General features: G+C 39.2%; 20 protein-coding genes, 1 rRNA gene and 1 pseudogene. 1 reads left to right on the top strand and 21 read right to left on the bottom strand.

Going from position 1 to position 19,072, the window contains the following annotated elements:
• The 9 genes from ACJ004_RS25505 to ACJ004_RS25465 all read right to left on the bottom strand — a co-directional run.
• Window positions 1–139: ribosomal RNA gene (locus ACJ004_RS25505) — 16S ribosomal RNA — on the bottom strand; the annotation flags it as partial.
• Window positions 140–664: 525 nt separating this feature from the next.
• Window positions 665–1,237, bottom strand: a complete 573-nt coding sequence (locus ACJ004_RS25500) for an RIO1 family regulatory kinase/ATPase domain-containing protein (protein ID WP_410895928.1) — start codon at window positions 1,235–1,237, stop codon at window positions 665–667.
• Between the two features lie 21 nt (window positions 1,238–1,258).
• The gene (locus ACJ004_RS25495) at window positions 1,259–2,197 is read right to left on the bottom strand and encodes an NAD-dependent epimerase/dehydratase family protein (protein WP_410895927.1); all 939 of its coding nucleotides are present in this window, start codon (window positions 2,195–2,197) and stop codon (window positions 1,259–1,261) included.
• 97 nt (window positions 2,198–2,294) lie between these two features.
• Window positions 2,295–3,368 (bottom strand): phosphotransferase, encoded by a 1,074-nt coding sequence (locus ACJ004_RS25490; protein WP_410895926.1) that lies wholly within the window; start codon window positions 3,366–3,368, stop codon window positions 2,295–2,297.
• A 31-nt stretch (window positions 3,369–3,399) separates the two neighbouring features.
• Window positions 3,400–4,578 carry a carboxylate--amine ligase gene (locus ACJ004_RS25485; RefSeq protein WP_410895925.1) on the bottom strand — a complete coding sequence of 393 codons (1,179 nt, stop codon included), beginning with the start codon at window positions 4,576–4,578 and terminating at the stop codon, window positions 3,400–3,402.
• Window positions 4,579–4,595: 17 nt separating this feature from the next.
• On the bottom strand, window positions 4,596–5,879 hold the full coding sequence (locus tag ACJ004_RS25480; RefSeq protein WP_410895924.1) for a glycosyltransferase family 4 protein: 1,284 nt from the start codon (window positions 5,877–5,879) through the stop codon (window positions 4,596–4,598).
• A complete protein-coding gene (locus ACJ004_RS25475; RefSeq protein WP_410895923.1) occupies window positions 5,876–6,532 on the bottom strand; it encodes a PIG-L deacetylase family protein in 657 nt (218 codons plus the stop codon). The genes ACJ004_RS25480 and ACJ004_RS25475 overlap by 4 nt, the downstream gene beginning before the upstream one ends.
• 249 nt (window positions 6,533–6,781) lie before the next feature.
• On the bottom strand, window positions 6,782–6,949 hold the full coding sequence (locus tag ACJ004_RS25470; protein WP_410895922.1) for a hypothetical protein: 168 nt from the start codon (window positions 6,947–6,949) through the stop codon (window positions 6,782–6,784).
• A gap of 110 nt (window positions 6,950–7,059) precedes the next feature.
• Window positions 7,060–8,151 (bottom strand): CotH kinase family protein, encoded by a 1,092-nt coding sequence (locus ACJ004_RS25465; protein WP_410895921.1) that lies wholly within the window; start codon window positions 8,149–8,151, stop codon window positions 7,060–7,062.
• 197 nt (window positions 8,152–8,348) lie between these two features.
• On the opposite strand from ACJ004_RS25465, the gene ACJ004_RS25460 reads away from it, so the two are divergent.
• Entirely contained in the window at window positions 8,349–8,855 is a 507-nt protein-coding gene (locus ACJ004_RS25460; RefSeq protein ID WP_410895920.1) for a CotG/ExsB N-terminal domain-containing protein, read from the top strand.
• Between the two features lie 69 nt (window positions 8,856–8,924).
• On the opposite strand, the gene ACJ004_RS25455 is transcribed toward ACJ004_RS25460, so the two are convergent.
• The 12 genes and pseudogenes from ACJ004_RS25455 to ACJ004_RS25400 all read right to left on the bottom strand — a co-directional run bounded on the left by ACJ004_RS25455 (window position 8,925) and on the right by ACJ004_RS25400 (window position 19,072).
• Entirely contained in the window at window positions 8,925–9,647 is a 723-nt protein-coding gene (locus ACJ004_RS25455) for a DsbA family oxidoreductase (protein WP_410895919.1), read from the bottom strand.
• Window positions 9,648–9,810: 163 nt separating this feature from the next.
• Window positions 9,811–11,346: an amino acid permease gene (locus tag ACJ004_RS25450; RefSeq protein WP_410895918.1), complete on the bottom strand. Its 1,536-nt coding sequence runs from the start codon at window positions 11,344–11,346 to the stop codon at window positions 9,811–9,813.
• A 20-nt stretch (window positions 11,347–11,366) separates the two neighbouring features.
• Window positions 11,367–11,507: a hypothetical protein gene (locus ACJ004_RS25445; protein ID WP_410895917.1), complete on the bottom strand. Its 141-nt coding sequence runs from the start codon at window positions 11,505–11,507 to the stop codon at window positions 11,367–11,369.
• Between the two features lie 187 nt (window positions 11,508–11,694).
• Entirely contained in the window at window positions 11,695–12,633 is a 939-nt protein-coding gene (mdh, locus tag ACJ004_RS25440) for a malate dehydrogenase (protein WP_410895916.1), read from the bottom strand.
• Between the two features lie 36 nt (window positions 12,634–12,669).
• Window positions 12,670–12,996, bottom strand: a complete 327-nt coding sequence (locus tag ACJ004_RS25435; protein WP_410895915.1) for a BMC domain-containing protein — start codon at window positions 12,994–12,996, stop codon at window positions 12,670–12,672.
• Window position 12,997: 1 nt separating this feature from the next.
• On the bottom strand, window positions 12,998–13,276 hold the full coding sequence (locus ACJ004_RS25430; protein ID WP_410895914.1) for a EutN/CcmL family microcompartment protein: 279 nt from the start codon (window positions 13,274–13,276) through the stop codon (window positions 12,998–13,000).
• Between the two features lie 249 nt (window positions 13,277–13,525).
• A pseudogene (locus ACJ004_RS25425) lies at window positions 13,526–14,167 on the bottom strand (phosphate propanoyltransferase); the annotation flags it as partial.
• Window positions 14,168–14,196: 29 nt separating this feature from the next.
• A complete protein-coding gene (gene eutM, locus ACJ004_RS25420) occupies window positions 14,197–14,490 on the bottom strand; it encodes an ethanolamine utilization microcompartment protein EutM (RefSeq protein WP_410895913.1) in 294 nt (97 codons plus the stop codon).
• Window positions 14,491–14,505: 15 nt separating this feature from the next.
• Entirely contained in the window at window positions 14,506–16,029 is a 1,524-nt protein-coding gene (locus ACJ004_RS25415) for an aldehyde dehydrogenase family protein (RefSeq protein WP_410895912.1), read from the bottom strand.
• Between the two features lie 31 nt (window positions 16,030–16,060).
• Window positions 16,061–16,714: an ethanolamine utilization microcompartment protein EutL gene (eutL, locus tag ACJ004_RS25410; protein ID WP_410895911.1), complete on the bottom strand. Its 654-nt coding sequence runs from the start codon at window positions 16,712–16,714 to the stop codon at window positions 16,061–16,063.
• A 13-nt stretch (window positions 16,715–16,727) separates the two neighbouring features.
• On the bottom strand, window positions 16,728–17,693 hold the full coding sequence (gene eutC / locus ACJ004_RS25405) for an ethanolamine ammonia-lyase subunit EutC (RefSeq protein WP_410895910.1): 966 nt from the start codon (window positions 17,691–17,693) through the stop codon (window positions 16,728–16,730).
• Entirely contained in the window at window positions 17,690–19,072 is a 1,383-nt protein-coding gene (locus tag ACJ004_RS25400) for an ethanolamine ammonia-lyase subunit EutB (RefSeq protein WP_410895909.1), read from the bottom strand. The genes eutC and ACJ004_RS25400 overlap by 4 nt, the downstream gene beginning before the upstream one ends.

The following is a 19,072-nucleotide window of genomic DNA, read 5'->3' as shown; positions in this document are numbered from 1 at the left end:
CTTACAGGCAGGTTGCCCACGTGTTACTCACCCGTCCGCCGCTAACCAACAGGAGCAAGCTCCTGTTGGTTCGCTCGACTTGCATGTATTAGGCACGCCGCCAGCGTTCGTCCTGAGCCAGGATCAAACTCTCCAAGAAAGTTGATTAGCTCATTTGTTACGTTGGCTTAGCTTCTTAATGAAACTAATAATAATTGTTTGTTTGCACGATTTTGTTTGTTTAGTTTTCAAAGAACAAGCTCACTTCCGAAAGAAGCGACAAAAAATATTATACTATAATTCTCACAGACAAGTCAATACTTATTTTCAACTCATAATGTTTAACTTGTTCGAAGAGAACTTTCCTATCATAACATGTAAGTTACAATAAGTTCAAGGTGCAGTTTTTTCCAAATTGACTAAAAAAACAACAATAGCGAATTTCTATTAATCACTCATTTTTGCTGTCAATGAATCTTATCTTAACAGGAATGACATCGCTATTCAATGTGAAATTATTTCCAATCCAGTTAAAGGATTAATCAAAACACTAGCTAAATATTTTATAGTAGGAATAATAATAGTTAACGATTTCTTAATCCAACATAAACGAACAAATAAAAGGACAGTGAAATCCCAAATAAACCACTGCCCCATAACCTCTTCAATTTTAATCACAGCCTTTTTATTCTAGGCTAATGTTTTTCCATTCCTTATATAAGGATGGGTTTATCTTCTTCACATGGGCTAAAAACTCTTCCAAATAACCAAGTTTTTTTAATCCAGTGAATAATTTAGTCGGCACAGACCTTACTGTCGTAAACGCCCTCTTGTGGTCGATCACTTTTATTTCTTCGAGCTCGTTAAAAAAAATGTGTCGGACCTCTGTGTCAAGTCTAGCAAATCCAACCTTTTTTAATTCTTCAAACATGAATAAAATCTTTTTGACGATGGATTCGGGAAGTTGTTTCTCCTTTTTTAAATAGGCTTTAAGATTACCTCCATTTACAAACTCCATCACGATATAATTTGAACCATATTCATAGAGACGGGGAATAACAGAACTTGATTGTCCTTTTTGTAATGCATTTAATTCCTTTTTTTGATTGTCTTCATTAACATATACTTTAACGCACTTCTTAGTTGTCAATTTGAAGACGGATCCATCTGCACCTTTCCCAATCATTGTATAGCCGCTCAAGTCTTGAAGGGTTATCCTCCCTTTATTTTTGGCTACAATATTATTAAAATCTTTCATATCTAATCTCCTTCTAATTCTTTAGTCCTTTAATGACCCCGGATTTACTGACTCTTTATAATACTTTAATGTTTCGTTTAATCCCGTTTGCAAATCATAGACCGGATTCCAAGACAATAAATTTAACGCATTGGAATTATCCAACCGACTATGACGAATATCCCCATCCCGTTCAGACAAAGGGATGGGTGATATATTACTAGAAGTAAATGATTTAATTATCTGAAATAGTTCGTTTATGCTTGTCTTAGAATTAGTGCCGATATTGAAAATTCCGTTTGTCCCTCTTTCAATGGATAATAGATTGGCATTCGCGACATCTTTCACATACACAAAATCCCTCGTCTGTTCTCCATCACCATATATATATGGTACTTCACCATTTAGCATCTTCTTAAAAAATATCGAGATGACTCCTCCTTCTCCTTTTGAAGATTGGCGCGGTCCATAAACATTGGCATATCTTAGGATCGTGTATGGAAGATGAAAAAGTCGACTAAAGGTCTGGATGTACATTTCTGAAGTATATTTGCTGATTCCATAAAAAGATTGAGGTTGAATGGAGAATGTTTCCTTAATACTGCAGTCATTCTTTTCCCCGTATACGGCACAAGACGAAGAAAATATGAATTTTTTTACGTTGTACTTATGACAGCACGCTAATAAGCGAATCGTGCCAAGAATATTTTGGTTCGCATCCTCGACTGGATTTTGTATCGAGTAAGCGACATCCACTTGTGCCGCCAAATGAATCACAACATCCGGTTTTTCTCTAGAAAAAACAGCCTCGATTTGTGGAGAAGTAATATCTACATCAATGAATCGGACATTGGGAGGTATAAATTCTCTTTTTCCAGACCGGAAATTATCTACTACTAGCGCCTCATAACCGGACTTTATTAATAACTCGACAACATGTGAACCTATAAATCCAGCTCCCCCTGTAACAAGGACCTTCATCCAAATTCACATCCATCGTTTCTAAATCTTAGAGAAGATTGTCCATTCTTTTCCATTCATAGTACTCCTTTATAGAATTTTGACTTTATGTGCTGTACTAATATAACCCCAGTTCTTTACCCCAGACCTCAATTTTCTCAAGGTATCTTTTTAGAAGGTTGCTCTTTCCTCCATCCAACACCTTTTGTAAATGACTAGAAAGCTTTTTTTCAAGTGTTCTCTGTAAATATGCCTTTTTTAAAAGGTTCAGTGGATCTTCACTGAAGGTTATTCCATACTTCAGCATTTCTTGACAATAAACCTGCACACATTGACTTCGGATCTCTTCTTCCCTCTCCTGCCAATCCGATCGAAAATCAATTAATAATTCGACTAGAACCACGAGATCATACCAGCAGGGATAATGCTTCGCAGACTCCCAATCAATCAAAGATACTTTCCAATCCTCTTTCTCATTATTTGCATTTTCGCAGCAAATATTGTGAACATGGAGGTCACCATGGATGAGACATTGACCGGATTCTGTAATTTCAGGAAAAAAAACGGGACCTTTTTTTAATATTTTTTTGATAATTTTATACCTTGGTTCCACCAATTCTCTTAATTTTGGATCTTTCATCGCCAGATCCAGGTTATCCTTTGCCTTTTTGATACCTTTCGTGCGTTCCTTAACCTTCTCATCAGAATCAAAATGAGGAAGTGTGGAGTCAAATAGACCCACATACTGGAAAAATTTATTATCAAAGGTAAGGGCATGAAATTTTGCCACCGTAGGTATAATTCGTTTTAAATGATCGGGTGTTAATTTAATTTGTCCTCTTAGGGGCTGCATACATTCGGTAAACATCCATGTCTCATTACCATTTACTTTGGGTTCAAGCCAATACAATTGCGGCATAAACTCGTGATAAATGTTATAGGCTTTTTGATACATATTAATTTCCAATATATGATTTTCTTTCAGTGGCAGTTTGTATATTTTAAGGACGATGGGAAAGTTCCCCTTCCCATCTGTCAGAACCAATTTCCATATACTTGTCTTTTCACGAGTATTTTTTAGGCATTCTATTCTTTCCTCGACCAATTTTACTTTTTTACCCAGGACATTTTTTAATTTCTCTTCCCAATCAAATTGCTTCCAACAATTAATGATTTCTTCTAAAGTATTCAAATAGAAAGTTCCCTCCCTTTATTATCATTTCTTACTGTCTTCTCCATAAATTTCGCACATGGGATACAAAACTACGTACAAATGGCATGGGGTCATTCCAAGCAAAAAGCGCTTCAACCTTTTTTCCTGATAAGCTCTTGATCCACTCGACGAAGCTCATTTCCCCAGTTTTTTGTTTTTGGCGAAAGGACAGCAAATCACGGACAAAGTAAACCCACTTGACCCCTTCTTTCTGCTCTGTCACTGGTGATGGATTTTGCCCAGTAAGGGATAAATAATACAAGTAAGCTAGATTAACCCCACATGCCATCGATAACGCTTGAGTTAACCCTATTCTTGGATTGATTTCGATAAATTTCAGTTTTCCATCTCTTGGATCTCGTTTAAACTCGGCAATGGCTAAGCCCTTAAATCCAATATCTTTAAGGAAGGTTGTAGCGAGTTGAATGACTTCCTCGTCCCTAATACTCAGGGCAAGAGCAGAAGATCCGAAATGAGGAGGAAATTGATGTAATTTTTGGTTCATCCACAAGCCAATTAAATTCATCTGTTCGTCAAAAAATGTTTTGACGGAATAAATACAATCCTCATTACCAGGAATGACCTCCTGAATCATTAGTTCACCGAATGGTCGATAAAAAAAGTACTCTTCTCTCAATTGTGAAGGTTGTTCTACTACAATAGCTTTCTTATAAAGACGATGATCGATATTTGAGCGGAAATGCGAAGAATAAACGGGTTTTAATATGCAAGGGAAGGTAATTTGATTGATAATTTGTTCGAACTCCTCTTCATTATTTATAGCGTATGTTTTGGGACAGGGCACATTTGATTTCATGGCCAATTCATACGTTAATCTTTTATCTAATACGGCTTCAACCAGTGTGTGTTTTGGTAATAGAAACCGATAATAGTGCGAAAGGACAAACCTGTTTTTTGAAATAAATTGAACAAAGTCATCTGAACCGGCATACAAGATTGGCTTTTGTCCAGTTCTTTGTGCCAGTCTTGTTAGAAATAGAATTAATGCAGGTCCCTCACTCACTGGATTCGGACAAATTCCACAGGTGGCAAACCGAGTTTTGCCAATTTCATATTTCCCTCTTGTATCAAACGCATATACCTTTATCCCTTTTTTCGCTATACTCCTTACAATACCTATCCCGGTTGCACTTAGGTCAAGAACAACAGCAGGAACATCATGTCGCATGCTTTTTCCTCCTTTCATCATAATGATTGATAGGTTTCTTCAATTTTTTGAACCATTTTACTTACGGTTAAATGCTGTTGGGCAAATCCATATGCATTACCGGCTAATTCTGTCCTTAATGATTTATTTCGCAATAACACCAATAACTTTTCTGCGAGTTGCTTTGGATTAGCTGGTTCGACTATCAATCCTGAATAGTTATTTTTAATGATTTCCGGGATGCCCCCACAATTAGTTGTTAGAATTGCCTGTTTGGTGAACATTGCCTCGATAATGGAGATTGGCAGTGTATCACTCGTGGTTGGCAGCACAAAAATGTCTGATTCACTTAACAATTTAGGTACGTCGTCTCTGCTTCCTAAAAAGGAAACGTTTTTTAATTTCAAGTCGCTAACCCGCTTCTCTAGATCCTTTCTCATCTCTCCATCGCCTACAATGCGAACTTCGACATTTTTCAGCTTGTCTTTTATAAGAGATAAAGCTTTAAATAAATACTTATGTCCTTTCCGAGGGCGAAGGCGAGCGATACAGGTAATGACCGTTTTTTTCCTATCCTTCTTCTGATATTTCCCTCCTCCAAAATCAATCCCAGTATAAACAGTGGTCATTTTATTTTTCTCTGCGCCTATATTTTCTAGAATCGGACGAAAGACATCACACAGAACGATTAATTGATTCGCATTTTTAATCGCTTGTCTGTCAATAGCCGAAAAATAGATTTCCTCAATTGAACCTTTTTCCATTAAGTTAAACTTTAATCTGTTTTGAGTCATAAATCCGTGAGGTGTAAAAAGAAGCGGTTTTTGAAAGGATTGGTTTAGGATCCCTATTACATTAGCAGTATATCGATCTTGTGCGTGTATAATATCGTATTGCTCCAGATCAATATTTTTTAGCATCATATAGAAACTGTATAGTTTGCTGATATTGTGGAGGATTTTCCCATTACAGCTGCCATATCGATTATTAAAAAATTGAGTGAATTCCTCAGAATATCTATTGCGTAATGCTTCCATTTCATTTGAAGGAAAATGATTTGGTGCTATTACATGGACATTATGTCCTAAGTTTTCCAAGCCGGTCTTGAGTGAAGTGATATAGTTCTGCAGACCACCAATAAATGGATACTCCCAAAACGTTGTGATTAAGATCTTCATTTTTTTGTTTTTGAGTGCTGCTGAAGGGAGTTGCTTCCTTTTTATCACATGTACTTCTTTAAATGGTTGCTTGACCCCATAATATTGATCCATAGCAGAGATTAGGTAAGGAAAAAGGGTCGGTACAAAGGGTTCATCTATCATTTCCATACCCTCCTAATTATTTCAAAAGCTTCCGCGTATTCGACTCCAACTGTCATACCTCGGACTCGGGCTAAATATTTCACGCCATCATACGAACGCGGATGTGGGAATGGTCTCATTTCTACATCATAATGGTGAAGTGATCTAATTTTGTCGTCGATAGTATCCGTAATATCTACAAAATAATTGGGTTTGAATTCCTTATCATTTGTATGCTGACTCCACTCACTGGAAGATACTGTTTCAAAACAAAGAATCTCAACTGGTTTTTTCCCAGGTAACGGACGAGCAGCTGTTAAAACCGCCTGAAACAATATTTGGTGGTCGCGGTTGGTATCACCATAATGATGGGTGAAAATCATTGCAGGATTATACTTGTCTAACAGGTCTTCGATCGATTTGTTAATTTCAACAAGAGGGATAGTTTCCAATAATAGATTGGGGAATTCCAAAAATAGGACCTCATCCACTCCTAATTGTCTGTTTGCTTCTAGCATGAACTGTTGAATATGATGCTCTTCTTTCTTACGCCCCTTAGCGGCAATCACTGTAATTACCCTATAGCCATGATTAACTAACTTCTTGATTGTACCGCCGCTCCCAAGAATCTCATCATCAGGATGAGCGGCAATCACTAGCACATTCTCACTCATTAAAACACCTCAACTCCAGTTAAAATAGTATTCTTGTAATTATATGAAGATATGAAAAAGTGGATATGGACAAAGTAAATAAATGGGTGAATTTCAGGGAAAATTTGTCTGTTTCGAATTGGATTCCTGCTTATTTCACATTGATAACAAAACAAAAAAACATATGCCTTTCGCATATGTTCAAGTGTATTGTATTTGTATTAAGCGACTTACGGGCTCTTTGTACATTGGATTGGAAATCCAGGTCCCTTATAATCTCGTTAACCTTTTCATGATTGCTGTTTTTCGTTCTTTATCCTGAATTCTTGTTAAATCCAGTGCATATTCATGTCCTTTATTCTTCGATCTTAAGATTTCTCTTATTGCATTTTTTACACTTTCTTCATTATCCGTAACCATTATCACCTTTCGCAGCATTCTATCCCCCCTATGAATCATTTATTTTTCTAGTTTTCCTTTACCATCAGCTTATGTTTAAAAAGGATAAGTTAGTGATTTTTTCAGATGATAGCGCCTGACACCCTTTTTCATTCTAGCTTCACTATTTTCCTATTTAAATACGTTCTTCTCTTCTCTATATAATTCGTTATGACTGATATCTCTTGGTCAAATATATCCATATTCTGTTTTTTATACGGATCCTGATTGACAGACGGACGAATCAATTGGGTGAGTTTTTCCACCTTCGGAATCATATGCTCTACCGTAAATTGCTGTTCCATTATTTCTTCAAGGAGCGTTCTATATTGCTTACGAAAGGTATCTACATATAAAAGCCGTGCAGTTAACGTATTAAATCCTTCAATTGGTACATAATCTGGTTCCATTATTTTCCCATTTACATCCCTGCCCCATGTTGCATCATAATCCCACGGGATAATCTCAAAAAGGCGTGATTCACCATTCCGATAAAGGGCATAGTTATGAACGAAACCATCATAGTTTGATGTGAAAATAACACCGGCAACCCAGCGGAGATATTTATCAACATCGACAAATTTCTGAATATCCTTTTCAAATTCGCTATTTGACAATGTATTTATGTTAAAGATAAATTCTTGTAAGTAATATTCATCTTCCGGCCCGCCAACTTTTCTTTCATAACCTAATTTGAGTGATTTTTTAGTTTCCTTGTCTAAATCACTCATCAGTGAAAAGTTCGCATCTCCATCGACGGCATAATATATACTTCCGTTCGGTAAGTTCCTTCTTTTAATGAAATTCTCATCTACTGCTTCAATCTCCAAATAGACCCCTTCTGCTTTTCCATTTTGAACTAGGAATATATGGCGAGATTGCGGCGATAAAACGCCAAGCTCGGCAAAAAAATCAAATGACAGTTTGTTTCTTACCAAGGAAGGATCCTTAAATTCGGCGTTCAAATGAATATGTTTAGAACCTCTGAATGATTTAGGTTTATAGAAGGAAACTTGGTAAGACTTTTTCGGAAAATCGCGAATATGGGATCCTCGATAGGCAATATCAATATCGAGCCGTTTCCCATCAATTGTTAACTGTGCTGGGAGCGGTTCATCAATCCAAATATCCCTTCTCAGCTCCCGCAAGTCCATTGGCTTAATAAAGAGTTTGTATTGCGGTAAAATTACTGCCTCGTCCATTTTATTATTCCTCCTTCCTATATTCGTATGAGAGTCAAAGGTTGGAGGTCCCGCATGGACAGCTTTTTTTTAGCTCATAGGCTTTTTTCTCATTCAAATGTACCTGTACACACGTAATTTAGTAGAAGAAGAGAGAGTAAATGGACAAATTAATTGTTTGTACTCCCTTTTCAAGCTTAAGGAGGTGCTAAGTTAACATGAGCGATTTTTCAGCTGAAGATATTCAAAGAGCAGCGGATGAAGTAAGACAAGGTGATTTTTGGGGCTTTATGTTCCGTGATCCTAGTCAAGAGGGCCGCACAACAAGAAGAAGAACATCCAGACGAAGAACTTCAAGACAGCAGATGACATCACGCATGAACACATCTAGACGTAATACATCTAGAGTTCGTAATACATCACGCCGTAATACTTCTAGAAGAAATACTTCTAGAAGAAATACTTCCAGAAGAAATACTTCCAGAAGAAATACTTCCAGAAGAAATACTTCCAGAAGAAATACTTCCAGAAGAAATACTTCCAGAAGAAATACTTCCAGAAGAAATACTTCCAGAAGAAGAACTTCCAGAAGAAGAACTTCCAGAAGAAGAACTTCACGAAGCTGCAGATGGACAGGATGGCGTAGAGATTCTGGGGGCAATACTATTATCAATCGTTGTTGGCAAGACGGAAACATGTGGAATTTAAAAGTCCGCAAACGCTAATTATGTTTTATAAAGCAAATGGGAAAGGAAACTAAGTTTCCTTTCCCATCATTATTTATGGAAATACATCTACTTTTTTTCAGGAATAGCACAACTTCCATCTGCACAACTCATATCTTCCTCGGTTGAAAGGTCTTGCAGCACTGGTACCGGAGACTCTTCCTCCCAGACTTTATGCAATGCTCCCATAAACGTCTCTGTCGGTTGGGCACCTGAAATTGCATACTTTTGATTAATGACAAAGTACGGTACACCACGCACCCCATACTGCCCAGCAAGAGACTCATCTTGGCGGACATCCGTCGCAAACGCATTTTTATCATTTAGGATATTCAATACTTCTTGACGATCCAAGCCTACCGAATCAGCAATGTCAGCTAGCGTTTCGAAATCCCCAATATGTTTGGACTCTGTAAAATAGGCATGAAGAAGTTTTTCTGAGACAAGCGCTTCTTTCCCTTGTGCTTTAGCAAATTTGGCCAAACGATGAGCATCAAACGTATTAGTCGGCTTCATTTCATCGAAATTAAACGTCAACCCTACCGTGGCTGCCTGCTGCCCCACCCCTTGATTCGCTTGTTTCGCTTGGTCCACACTCATTCCATATTTATGTGCCAAAACTTCATGGATGCTTTGATCAATCTTTTGGGGAGAGTTAGGATCAAGCTCAAAGCTTTTAAATTCCACTTCTACTTGATCCTTGAAAGGAAATTGTTCTAACGCCAATTCTAATCGGCGTTTCCCTATATAACAAAACGGACATACATAATCAGACCAAACTTCAATTTTCATGTCGACACCTCATTTTTATCGATTAATTTATATAGTATCACATGTTATTTGAATTCCATTGAATATTGCTTATTCAAAATTTATCATACCGCTAAACTAAAAGCCTGTGATTTTGGAATCACAGGCCTTATTATATCTTTTCAATTTCAACTCAATTCATTCCTTATTCCTTCTCATGATCAAACTCATCTTCCAGTCTTTTAATTTCTTCTACCGATTTTTCAAGGGCTGCCTGCGGACCTTTGAAGTGCTTCTTGTAATAGCCTAAATCCATTAGGATGAGGATGATAAACATCCCTCCAATTGCATATGCAGCCATTTGGTTCGGCGGGATGACCATGATGATGCATATAAAAACAATCCAAATTAAACTAATGATGTTAATAGGTTTGCTCCACTTGCCTAAACTCCAAGGCCCATAATGCTTTGGTAAAAATATCCCTTTGGTTTCCGCTCTCAATTTAAGGAAAATAGGGATTCCGTATGCCACATATAAGCCAACAACGCTTACTGCTGTTAAAAATGCAATCGTTGAATAGCCTACATCTGGTTTAATTAGCTTTGTAATGTAATCGATTAAGGCCAACACAAACGATAGAATAACAGATAGCCAGATCGCTTTTGCCGGTGTCCGATATTTGCGGCTAATTTCTGCCCAATGTCTGCTGAAAGGCATCCCTTTATCCCGTGAAAATGCGTACATCATTCGCGAAAACGATGTGATCGAAGAAAGGCCACAGAAGAACATAGCGAATGTCACAAGCCAGAGAACAATATTTCCAAACGTTCCACCTAATGCTTGGCTGATAACATAAATGAAGGCATTATCAGAGTTGACCGCACCGTTAGCATCATGAATCGAAAGTGTAACAAAAGAGAGCATGATAAACCCAAATACAAAGGAAAATGCAACTGAATTGAAAATCCCCCACGGTGCACGAACCCTTGGGTGAACTGTTTCCTCGATGGTATGGGCAGATGCATCATAGCCAGTAAATGTCCATTGTGCTTGCAATAATCCGATTAAAAAGGCAAGAAAATACGGTTTGTCAGAAAAGGTTGTTCCAACTTGAAATAGATAATCAATTGGCTGCAGGCCATCCCTTGTAAAAAAGGCAAGGCTTACTACTAAAATAGCAACAACGATCATATGGTACCAAGCCGAAAAGTCATTTAGCTTAGCGACAATTTTTATTCCAACATGGTTAAGGATACCGTGTAAAAGGAGGACAACTCCAAAAACGATTAGAATGGTTGTATCAGTAGAAGAGTAGTTGAAGATAGATGCTAGAAGTGGGTCGGCGAATAGGGCAACAGAGTAATCAATTCCGGCTACAATACCGATTTGGCCAATTAAATTAATCCAAGCAGTGTACCAGCCAATTCTTGTTCCTTTTAAAGCGGCAGCCCAATGATATAAGGCACCGGCTGTCGGAATGGCTGAAGCTAACTCCGATAGCGAGGCCGCAATGAGAAGGACAAAAAAGGCGACTATTGTCCAGCCAAATCCCATCATTCCAGGCCCTCCGTAAAGCAAGCCATGTCCATATAGTGAAACAGCACCTGTTAAAATAGAAATGATAGAAAATGAGATCGCAAAGTTTGAAAAACCACCCATGTCACGCAGCAATTCCTGGGCATATCCATAGCGGTTTAGCTGCTTTTTATCTGCAAGCATTTGTTGATCCTTATTTTTCATCCCTTTTCCCCCTTTCATGCTTAGATTTTGTCTTCTCTGCCCACGAAAATCTCATGTTCTTCCTCCTTAAAGATCCTTACATTTTTGTTTGCTTTTAGGCCAATGGCTGTTCCGACTGCAAGTGTGATGATTACCAAAGCAAAGCCAATTAATACCTCCATTTGCAAACCCTCCTTTCTCTTAGTTGTTATTGTTATTGCAAATATTTAATAATTGGTAAAAAAGACCTAAAAAGGTCAAGTTATCACTATATTATTCTGAAGGTTTATATAATATTCGTTTTAAAATAGATAGCTTCAATAAGCAGTCCCAAAAATATATTAATATCTTAGGGACTACTTGTTAATACTAGCTTAATTTAGTGATTACATTCCAGACTGATTGAGCTGACTTATCCAGTGCGGCTTTTTCCTCATTTGTTAATGGAATTTCAATAATACTTTCGATTCCATCACCGCCAAGAATGGCAGGCACACCTAGGTATAAATCATGATAACCATACTCCCCTTCTAAGAAGGCAATTGAAGGCAATATTCGTTTCTTATCTTTAAGAATAGCCTCAGCCATTTGAACCATAGATGCAGCAGGGGCATAATACGCACTTCCATTACCTAATAGACTCACAATCTCGCCGCCGCCTTTACGAGTTCTTTCCACGATGGCTTCAATTCGATCAGGAGGGAGGATTTTATCAATGGGAATTCCACCTGCATAGGAAAACCTTACCAATGGAACCATATTATCACCATGCCCCCCAAGGACAAAGCCTGATATGTCTTCTATCGATACATTTAATTCCTGAGCGACAAAGGTATTAAATCGGGCTGTATCTAAAACACCTGATTGACCAATTACACGATTCTTTGGAAAGCCTGTGGTTTTGTAGCATACATACGTCAGCGCATCCACTGGATTACTTAAGACAATGATATAACTAGATGGTGCATATTTCTTTATATTTTCAGAGACCTGTTCGATAATTTTTGCATTGGTTGAAACTAAATCATCTCTGCTCATTCCAGGTTTCCGAGGAATTCCTGCAGTAATTAACACAAGATCAGCATCCTGGATATCCTGATAATTCGACGTACCCACAATCTTTGCATGAAATCCTTGGATTGGACTTGCCTCTAACATATCAAGTGCTTTTCCTTTTACTGGGTCGCTTTGAGAGGGTAAGTCTACTAGTACTACATCCCCAAGTTCTTTTTGCGCTAGCATGAGTGCAACTGTTGCACCAGTAAAGCCAGCTCCAATGACAGCAATTTTCCTCCGCTTAAAAACCATGATCTCTCCTCCCATTTACAGATCATATAAAATTATTTATTCATTACGATTCTCAAAAGGGAGTACTTCCTTGTTTGCCTCAGCTTTTTTCGGTCCGTTTGTAAGAATGACACCTACTCCTTCATCAGGACGAGGTATTACATGAGAAGAAACCAATACGCCCACACTTTGGGCAGCATATTTACCTGCATCCACAGCTGCCTGAACGGCACCTACATCTCCTTCAACTAGTATGGCGACCAAACCAGCATCTACTTTTTCTTTTTTTATTAATCGGACATCGGCTGCTTTTACCATTGCATCGGCTGCCACAATAGATGCAATTAATCCCCTAGTTTCAATCATTCCTAACGCTTTTGACAAACTAAGCACCTCCTCGTTCAACATCAATAGAATCGATAATTCCTATAATCAACGCATCAATAGGCAGCTTGGAGTCTGTTTCCATATTTGCCGCTGCACTACCTATTGTGACCATTACCTTGTCACCAACTCCCGAACCAATACGATCGACAGCAATAAAAGGTACATTAATCGGGGTACCATTTGGAAGTTCTGGTTGGACAAATAAAAATTTTAAGCCCGTTAAATGATCCTCTTTCCTAGTTGCCCATACATTCCCAACCACTGTTCCTACTTGCAAGTAAATCATCCCCCATCATTGGTCAATTATCCGGATTGTTTTCCCCAACTCTCTTGCGGTATCACGAGCTAAAGGAGTAACGATCGTGCGTTTATAAATAAGGATCGTGTTTTCCTTCCAATTTCGTACTTCTCTTTCTGACAAAAGCTTATTCTCAAAAACAGCTCTATCCTGATTGGTAATAGTGTCAGGTCGCGGCGGCTCTTGGGTATACTTATCCCAATCATCGACCTTTCCCCCGCGTATCCCTTCATATTTTACTAGACATCCTGTTTGACCACTGGTAATAAGTCCAGCGTTAGCTTCATCTGTATCTATGTGCATCTCCAACTTATATCTCTGAGAAACCCTGATGAGTACCTTATCAAATGAAACGGGGCGCTCATTCCCCGTTTTTATTTGCACATATTCCCCATTCTGAACACCGTATACTTGGGCATCATTTGGACTCATATGGATATGTGCCTGGGCAATGATTAGACCTTCATTCTTAAAAATACTTCCTAATGGACCTACGAGTGTTATCGGCGCAGAACCTTCAATATTTCCTGATTCTCTGATTGGCGTGTTCAGCCCAAGCCTGATCGAATCAGTTTTGCTTACCTCTACTTGCGTTAATGAGCGGGCAGGACCAAGAATTCGCACTTTTTCAATGCTGCCTCTTGGTCCAACAATCGTCACCGTTTCATTGGCAGCAAATTGGCCGGGCTGTGATAAATCTGCTTTTTTCGTTAATTGATAACCTTTGCCAAAAAGTACTTCCAAATCACCTTGACTTAAATGGCAGTGTCGAGCAGATACAGCGATTGGGATATTGCTAGACTTTAAGTGTTTTTTATAAAGTTGCTGAACGACCTCTTCGACAATTTTTTGTATGGCATGTTCGTTCATCGTTTTTGCTCCTTAGGATGAACTGATTATTATAGTTCTGCCTCTAATTTAGGTAAGATGCTTTCTAATTCATTGTGTGGGCGTGGAATGACATGGACTGATAAAAGCTCGCCGACACGCTGTGCTGCTGCTGCGCCCGCATCAGTTGCTGCCTTTACTGCCCCAACATCTCCGCGAACTAAAACCGTTACTAGTCCTCCGCCGACATGAACTTTACCAACTAGGTGCACGTTTGCTGCTTTAACCATTGCATCCGCTGCTTCTACTGATGCCACCAATCCTTTTGTTTCAATCATTCCTAAAGCAGTTAATTCTCTTGCCATTCTTCATTCCTCCTATCAGTTCAATTGATATTTTTTTATTACTTGAGTAACCATTTCAGAGATAGCTTTTGGATCTACTTGACCCAAGAGATTTACTTGTTTTAATACCTGTTCGACAATCTCAGACACATTTTCATTGGTCTTTCCTTTAGGCGTTATGATTTCTTTTTCTGGTTTCGGTATAGTAACCTCTTTAGTCCCATACGCCAGTCGTTTAATATTTATTAGATGTCTTGCTGAAACATTGTCAGACGTGATATTGCCGCCGAATGATCCACAGCCTAGTGTCATCGATGGTAATAATCCGGTGGTGGCACCGACAGCTCCAATCGAGGAGAGCGTGTTCACTAATAGTCTTGAAACGGGCATTTCCAGTGCGAAATCACGAGCTATTGAATCGTCATTCGTATGAAGGGATAGACTATGTCCTCTTCCGCCCAGATTTAATAATTTCAAGCATATTTCTTTTGCGTGGTCTACTCCGTCAGCAGTGTAAAGCGCGAAAATTGGTGATAGCTTTTCGATTGAAAATGGAACGTCCTTTCCAATCCTTGTTTCTTCAGCAATAAGTATCCTTGTTTCAAAAGGGACAGATATTCCAGCTAATTCAGCAATTTTCCGTGCACTTTGACCGACAATATTTGGATTCAGTTTTCCTGTCACCGGAGAAATAACCTTTTCAACAACCACCTTTTCCTCTTTAGATAAGAAATAAGCACCATTTTGCTTCAGTTCCCTGATTGTGATCTGCTGGACATTTCGATCGACAATTATTGATTGTTCTGTCGCGCAAATCGTTCCATTATCAAATGATTTACTATCGGCAATCATTTTAACTGCTTGGGAAATATTGGCCGATTTTTCTATATAAACAGGAACATTGCCTGGTCCAACCCCATAAGCAGGTTTTCCTGAACTGTAGGCTGCGCGGACTAAATCTTTCCCGCCTGTCGCTAGGATTAAATCAATATCCGAATGTTTCATTAATTCAGTTGATGCAGCCATCGTAGGATTGGAGATCCATCCAACAATTCCCTCAGGTGCTCCTGCCTCAATTGCAGCCTCTAGGCAAATGTTTAATGCAGCAATGGTACATTTAACTGCTCTTGGATGCGGGCTAAAGACAATTCCATTTCTTGTTTTCAATGCAATTATCGTTTTAAAAATAGCGGTCGATGTCGGATTAGTTATCGGTACGATTCCCGCGATAACCCCATAGGGTGCAGCCACTTCAATAATTTTTTTTACGCGGTCTTCGTTGATAATCCCAACCGTCCTCTCATCCTTTATTGAATCATAGACCGCGATTGAACCAACTTCATTTTTCATCTGTTTGTGTTCAACAACACCCATTCCGGTTTCTTCTACCGCTAATTGGGCTAATTCCAGTGATTTTGCAAATGCGGCTTCTGCCACCCGCTTCACAATTTCATCAACTTGTTGTTGAGTGAACACCAAATATTTTTGCTGTGCTTCTTTTGCTTTTTGAAGGGCGTTCCTCATCTCCTGAATGGATTGGAGATCATGATCAAACTGCACCAGGCACCCGCTCCTTTCTTTTAAAATTTTATTAGTATTGTCGAGGATTTCTGGCGATTTCAATAATTATATCGCGGAAGGCATCTGCTGCCGCTTGGCAGGCAGATTGTGAACCTGTAAGCAGCCCCCCGCCAAAGTTTGTTTCCGAGGGCGGGCCAAAAAACTTAACTAATTCCACTTCTGCAGCCTTTAATGCCGCATCGATTCCAAATACTGCTTCCAGCGGCGGTGCGATTAAATAGGCTAATGCCTGACCAGGCTTGATTCCAGCTTCTTTCGATAAATATGAACCTGTCCTTGCTACAACGTGTGCATATAAAGCATGACTCTTATGCTCGTCTAAGGCTTCGAAATAAGCATCATTTTCAACTGTTTGAAGAACCGCATCCACTCCGCTTTTTACTTCATCAGGGGTTGGGCCAGCCAAAATCCCGATCATTTCACCTGATAACGGTCCAGAAGCGTTGGCTGCGCCAGCATAAAAGGACCGTGCATAAACTACCTCGACATCTGCTCTTTTCGTGGCTTCATCAAGGGCGGTATAGCCGACATCATCGATGGTCGATGTAAAAATAGCCAGGCTCCGATGATGTGGTTCAAGTTGAAACTGGGTAGCTAGTGCTAAATCAACATTTGGGATCAACCGGACCGCAAGTATTTCTGCATATATCCGTTCCAGAGTCACTTTCTCCCCTCCCTTACTGCTCTTTTTGAACTAACGAAACCCCGCTAGCTTGATATTTTAGGATTTTTTGAATCACCGTTCCGATATATGCCCCAGCTTCAACCGGTGGAATACCACCTTTATGAATGTTTGAGATAACCATTCGATCCGCCTCTATCGTACCTAGTCTCGGCTCATAGCATAAATAAGCACTTAGGGATTCCGCACTTACTAATCCTGGACGTTCTCCAATTAGATAAACAATCACCTTTGGTTTCAACAGTTCTCCTACATCATCCATGACAGCCACTCTGCCTTTTTCAATGAAAAAAGGGGTACCAGAATCCAGTCCTAAACTTTGAAGTGATTGATTAAGAGATAAATAGACATCCTCTAAATTTTCTTCTACTGCTTTTGAACTTAATCCATCTGATACAATTATTTGCACGGTCGGGGCCTTTTTACATTTTTGTGTGATCAGTTGTTTCGCTTCATCCGATAGCTTGCGGCCAAAATCAGGACGGCGTACATACACTTCTTTGTCAACTACTTTAGTGTTCACCTTAAATAATGCTAATCTATCTAATAAAGCTTGGTTTACATCTCCATACACTGCATCAACAGCCGCTGCATGGTCATAGCGGAATTTTAGCCAAGTATGTGTTTTAGGTCTTAAACCCGCTCTGCCTACGCCAATTCTTGCTGGTGTTTGGCTGATCAGTTCATCCAGCTCTTCTTTGTTAAATGGATTTTCAATGCCAACCGCTTCACCTGTTCGTTCACTTATTCCATCGGATTCAACAATTGGTATTTGGTTAGTTTCAACAGCCTGTTTTCTAACTTCCCCTCCTGGTGAAACTGAGAATTGAGGTTCACGATTTGTTGTATGATTCCAAAACTTTACCTCTCCATCATGTTGCAACTCTTCGATAACTTCTGTTTGAGATTGTAACTTTTCATAAACTAATTTAGTAATTTGTTCTACTAATTCAGGATTCATTCTATGCACCTCCTGCCCCCTGAAAAAATGGTTGGATCTCCTGCTCTATTGCTCAATTTTCCATTTTCAAAAATCCCCATTTTCTCAAGCCACACTTCAAATAATGGAGCGGGTCGTTTATTCATCGTTTGTCTTAATGTCGCTACATCATGGTAACTTAAGGACTGGTAATTTAACATGCAATCATCACCCATTGGTGCAGCAATGATAAAATTAACCCCAGCAGCAGTCAGCAGAACACCTAAGTCTTCGATATCGTTTTGATCGGCTTTAATATGATTGGTATAGCAAATGTCTACCCCCATCGGGATACCGTGCATTTTCCCCATAAAATGATCTTCAAGTCCGGCTCGAATCACCTGCTTGTTGTTGTACAAATATTCCGGCCCGATAAAGCCTACAACCGTGTTGACGATATAAGGGTCATAATAACGAGCAAAACCATAATTTCGCGATTCTAACGTCATTTGGTCAATATCGAAATGGGCTTCAGCGGACAATTCAGAACCCTGGCCGGTTTCAAAGTATAATCGCTGCGGCCCAGTTCCAGTCCCATATACTTTTGCCATTTCATTCGCTTCTTCTAAAATCGATGCTGTAATCCCAAAGGAACGATTAGCTGCTTCAGTCCCAGCAATACTTTGAAAGATCATATCGGCAGGCGCCCCCTGCTGAAGTGCTTTCATTTGAGCAGTTACATGGGCAAGCACACAATTTTGTGTCGGTATTTCCCATTGTTGAATGAAGTCGTGTGTTGCATGTAATAGTCTTTTTACACTTTCTACTGAATCATCCACAGGGTTAATGCCAATGACTGCATCTCCGATTCCATAGGATAATCCTTCTTTCATTGAAGCCATCATACCCTCTACACTGTCTGTTGGGTGATTAGGCTGCAATCGGGATGCCAGTACACCCTTTTGACCAATGGTTATATTGCACTTGGATATTATTTCAATTTTATTGGCGCCATGCACCAAGTCTAAATTGGACATGATTTTGGCAACAGCAGCAATCATTTCACTATTTAGGCCCCTGCTGATACGTTTTAAATCTTCCCCAGTTGTTGTATCATCCAGGATGTATTCTCGAAGTTCTGAGACGGACCAATTTTTAATGGATTGATAGATTGGTTCATTGATCTGGCTTTCAATAATGCGTGAGACTTCATCCTCTTCTGGAGAAAGCAATGGATTTTCCCTTATTTCATGCAGCTGCAAATAGCTTAATACTTCCTTAGCCGCAATTCGCTGTTGTACAGTTTCTGCGGCAATCCCTGCTAACCGGTCTCCAGATTTCTCTTCATTTGCTTTAGCAAACAGGTCTTTTAAGGAAGAATATTGGTAGACCGTTCCTAAATAATTAGTTTTTAATTTCAC

Source organism: Neobacillus sp. 204 (genome assembly GCF_046562815.1).
Taxonomy (GTDB): domain Bacteria; phylum Bacillota; class Bacilli; order Bacillales; family Cytobacillaceae; genus Neobacillus.
The sequence above is the reverse complement of the archived record's forward strand: the minus strand, read 5'-3'. Positions and strand labels throughout refer to the sequence as shown.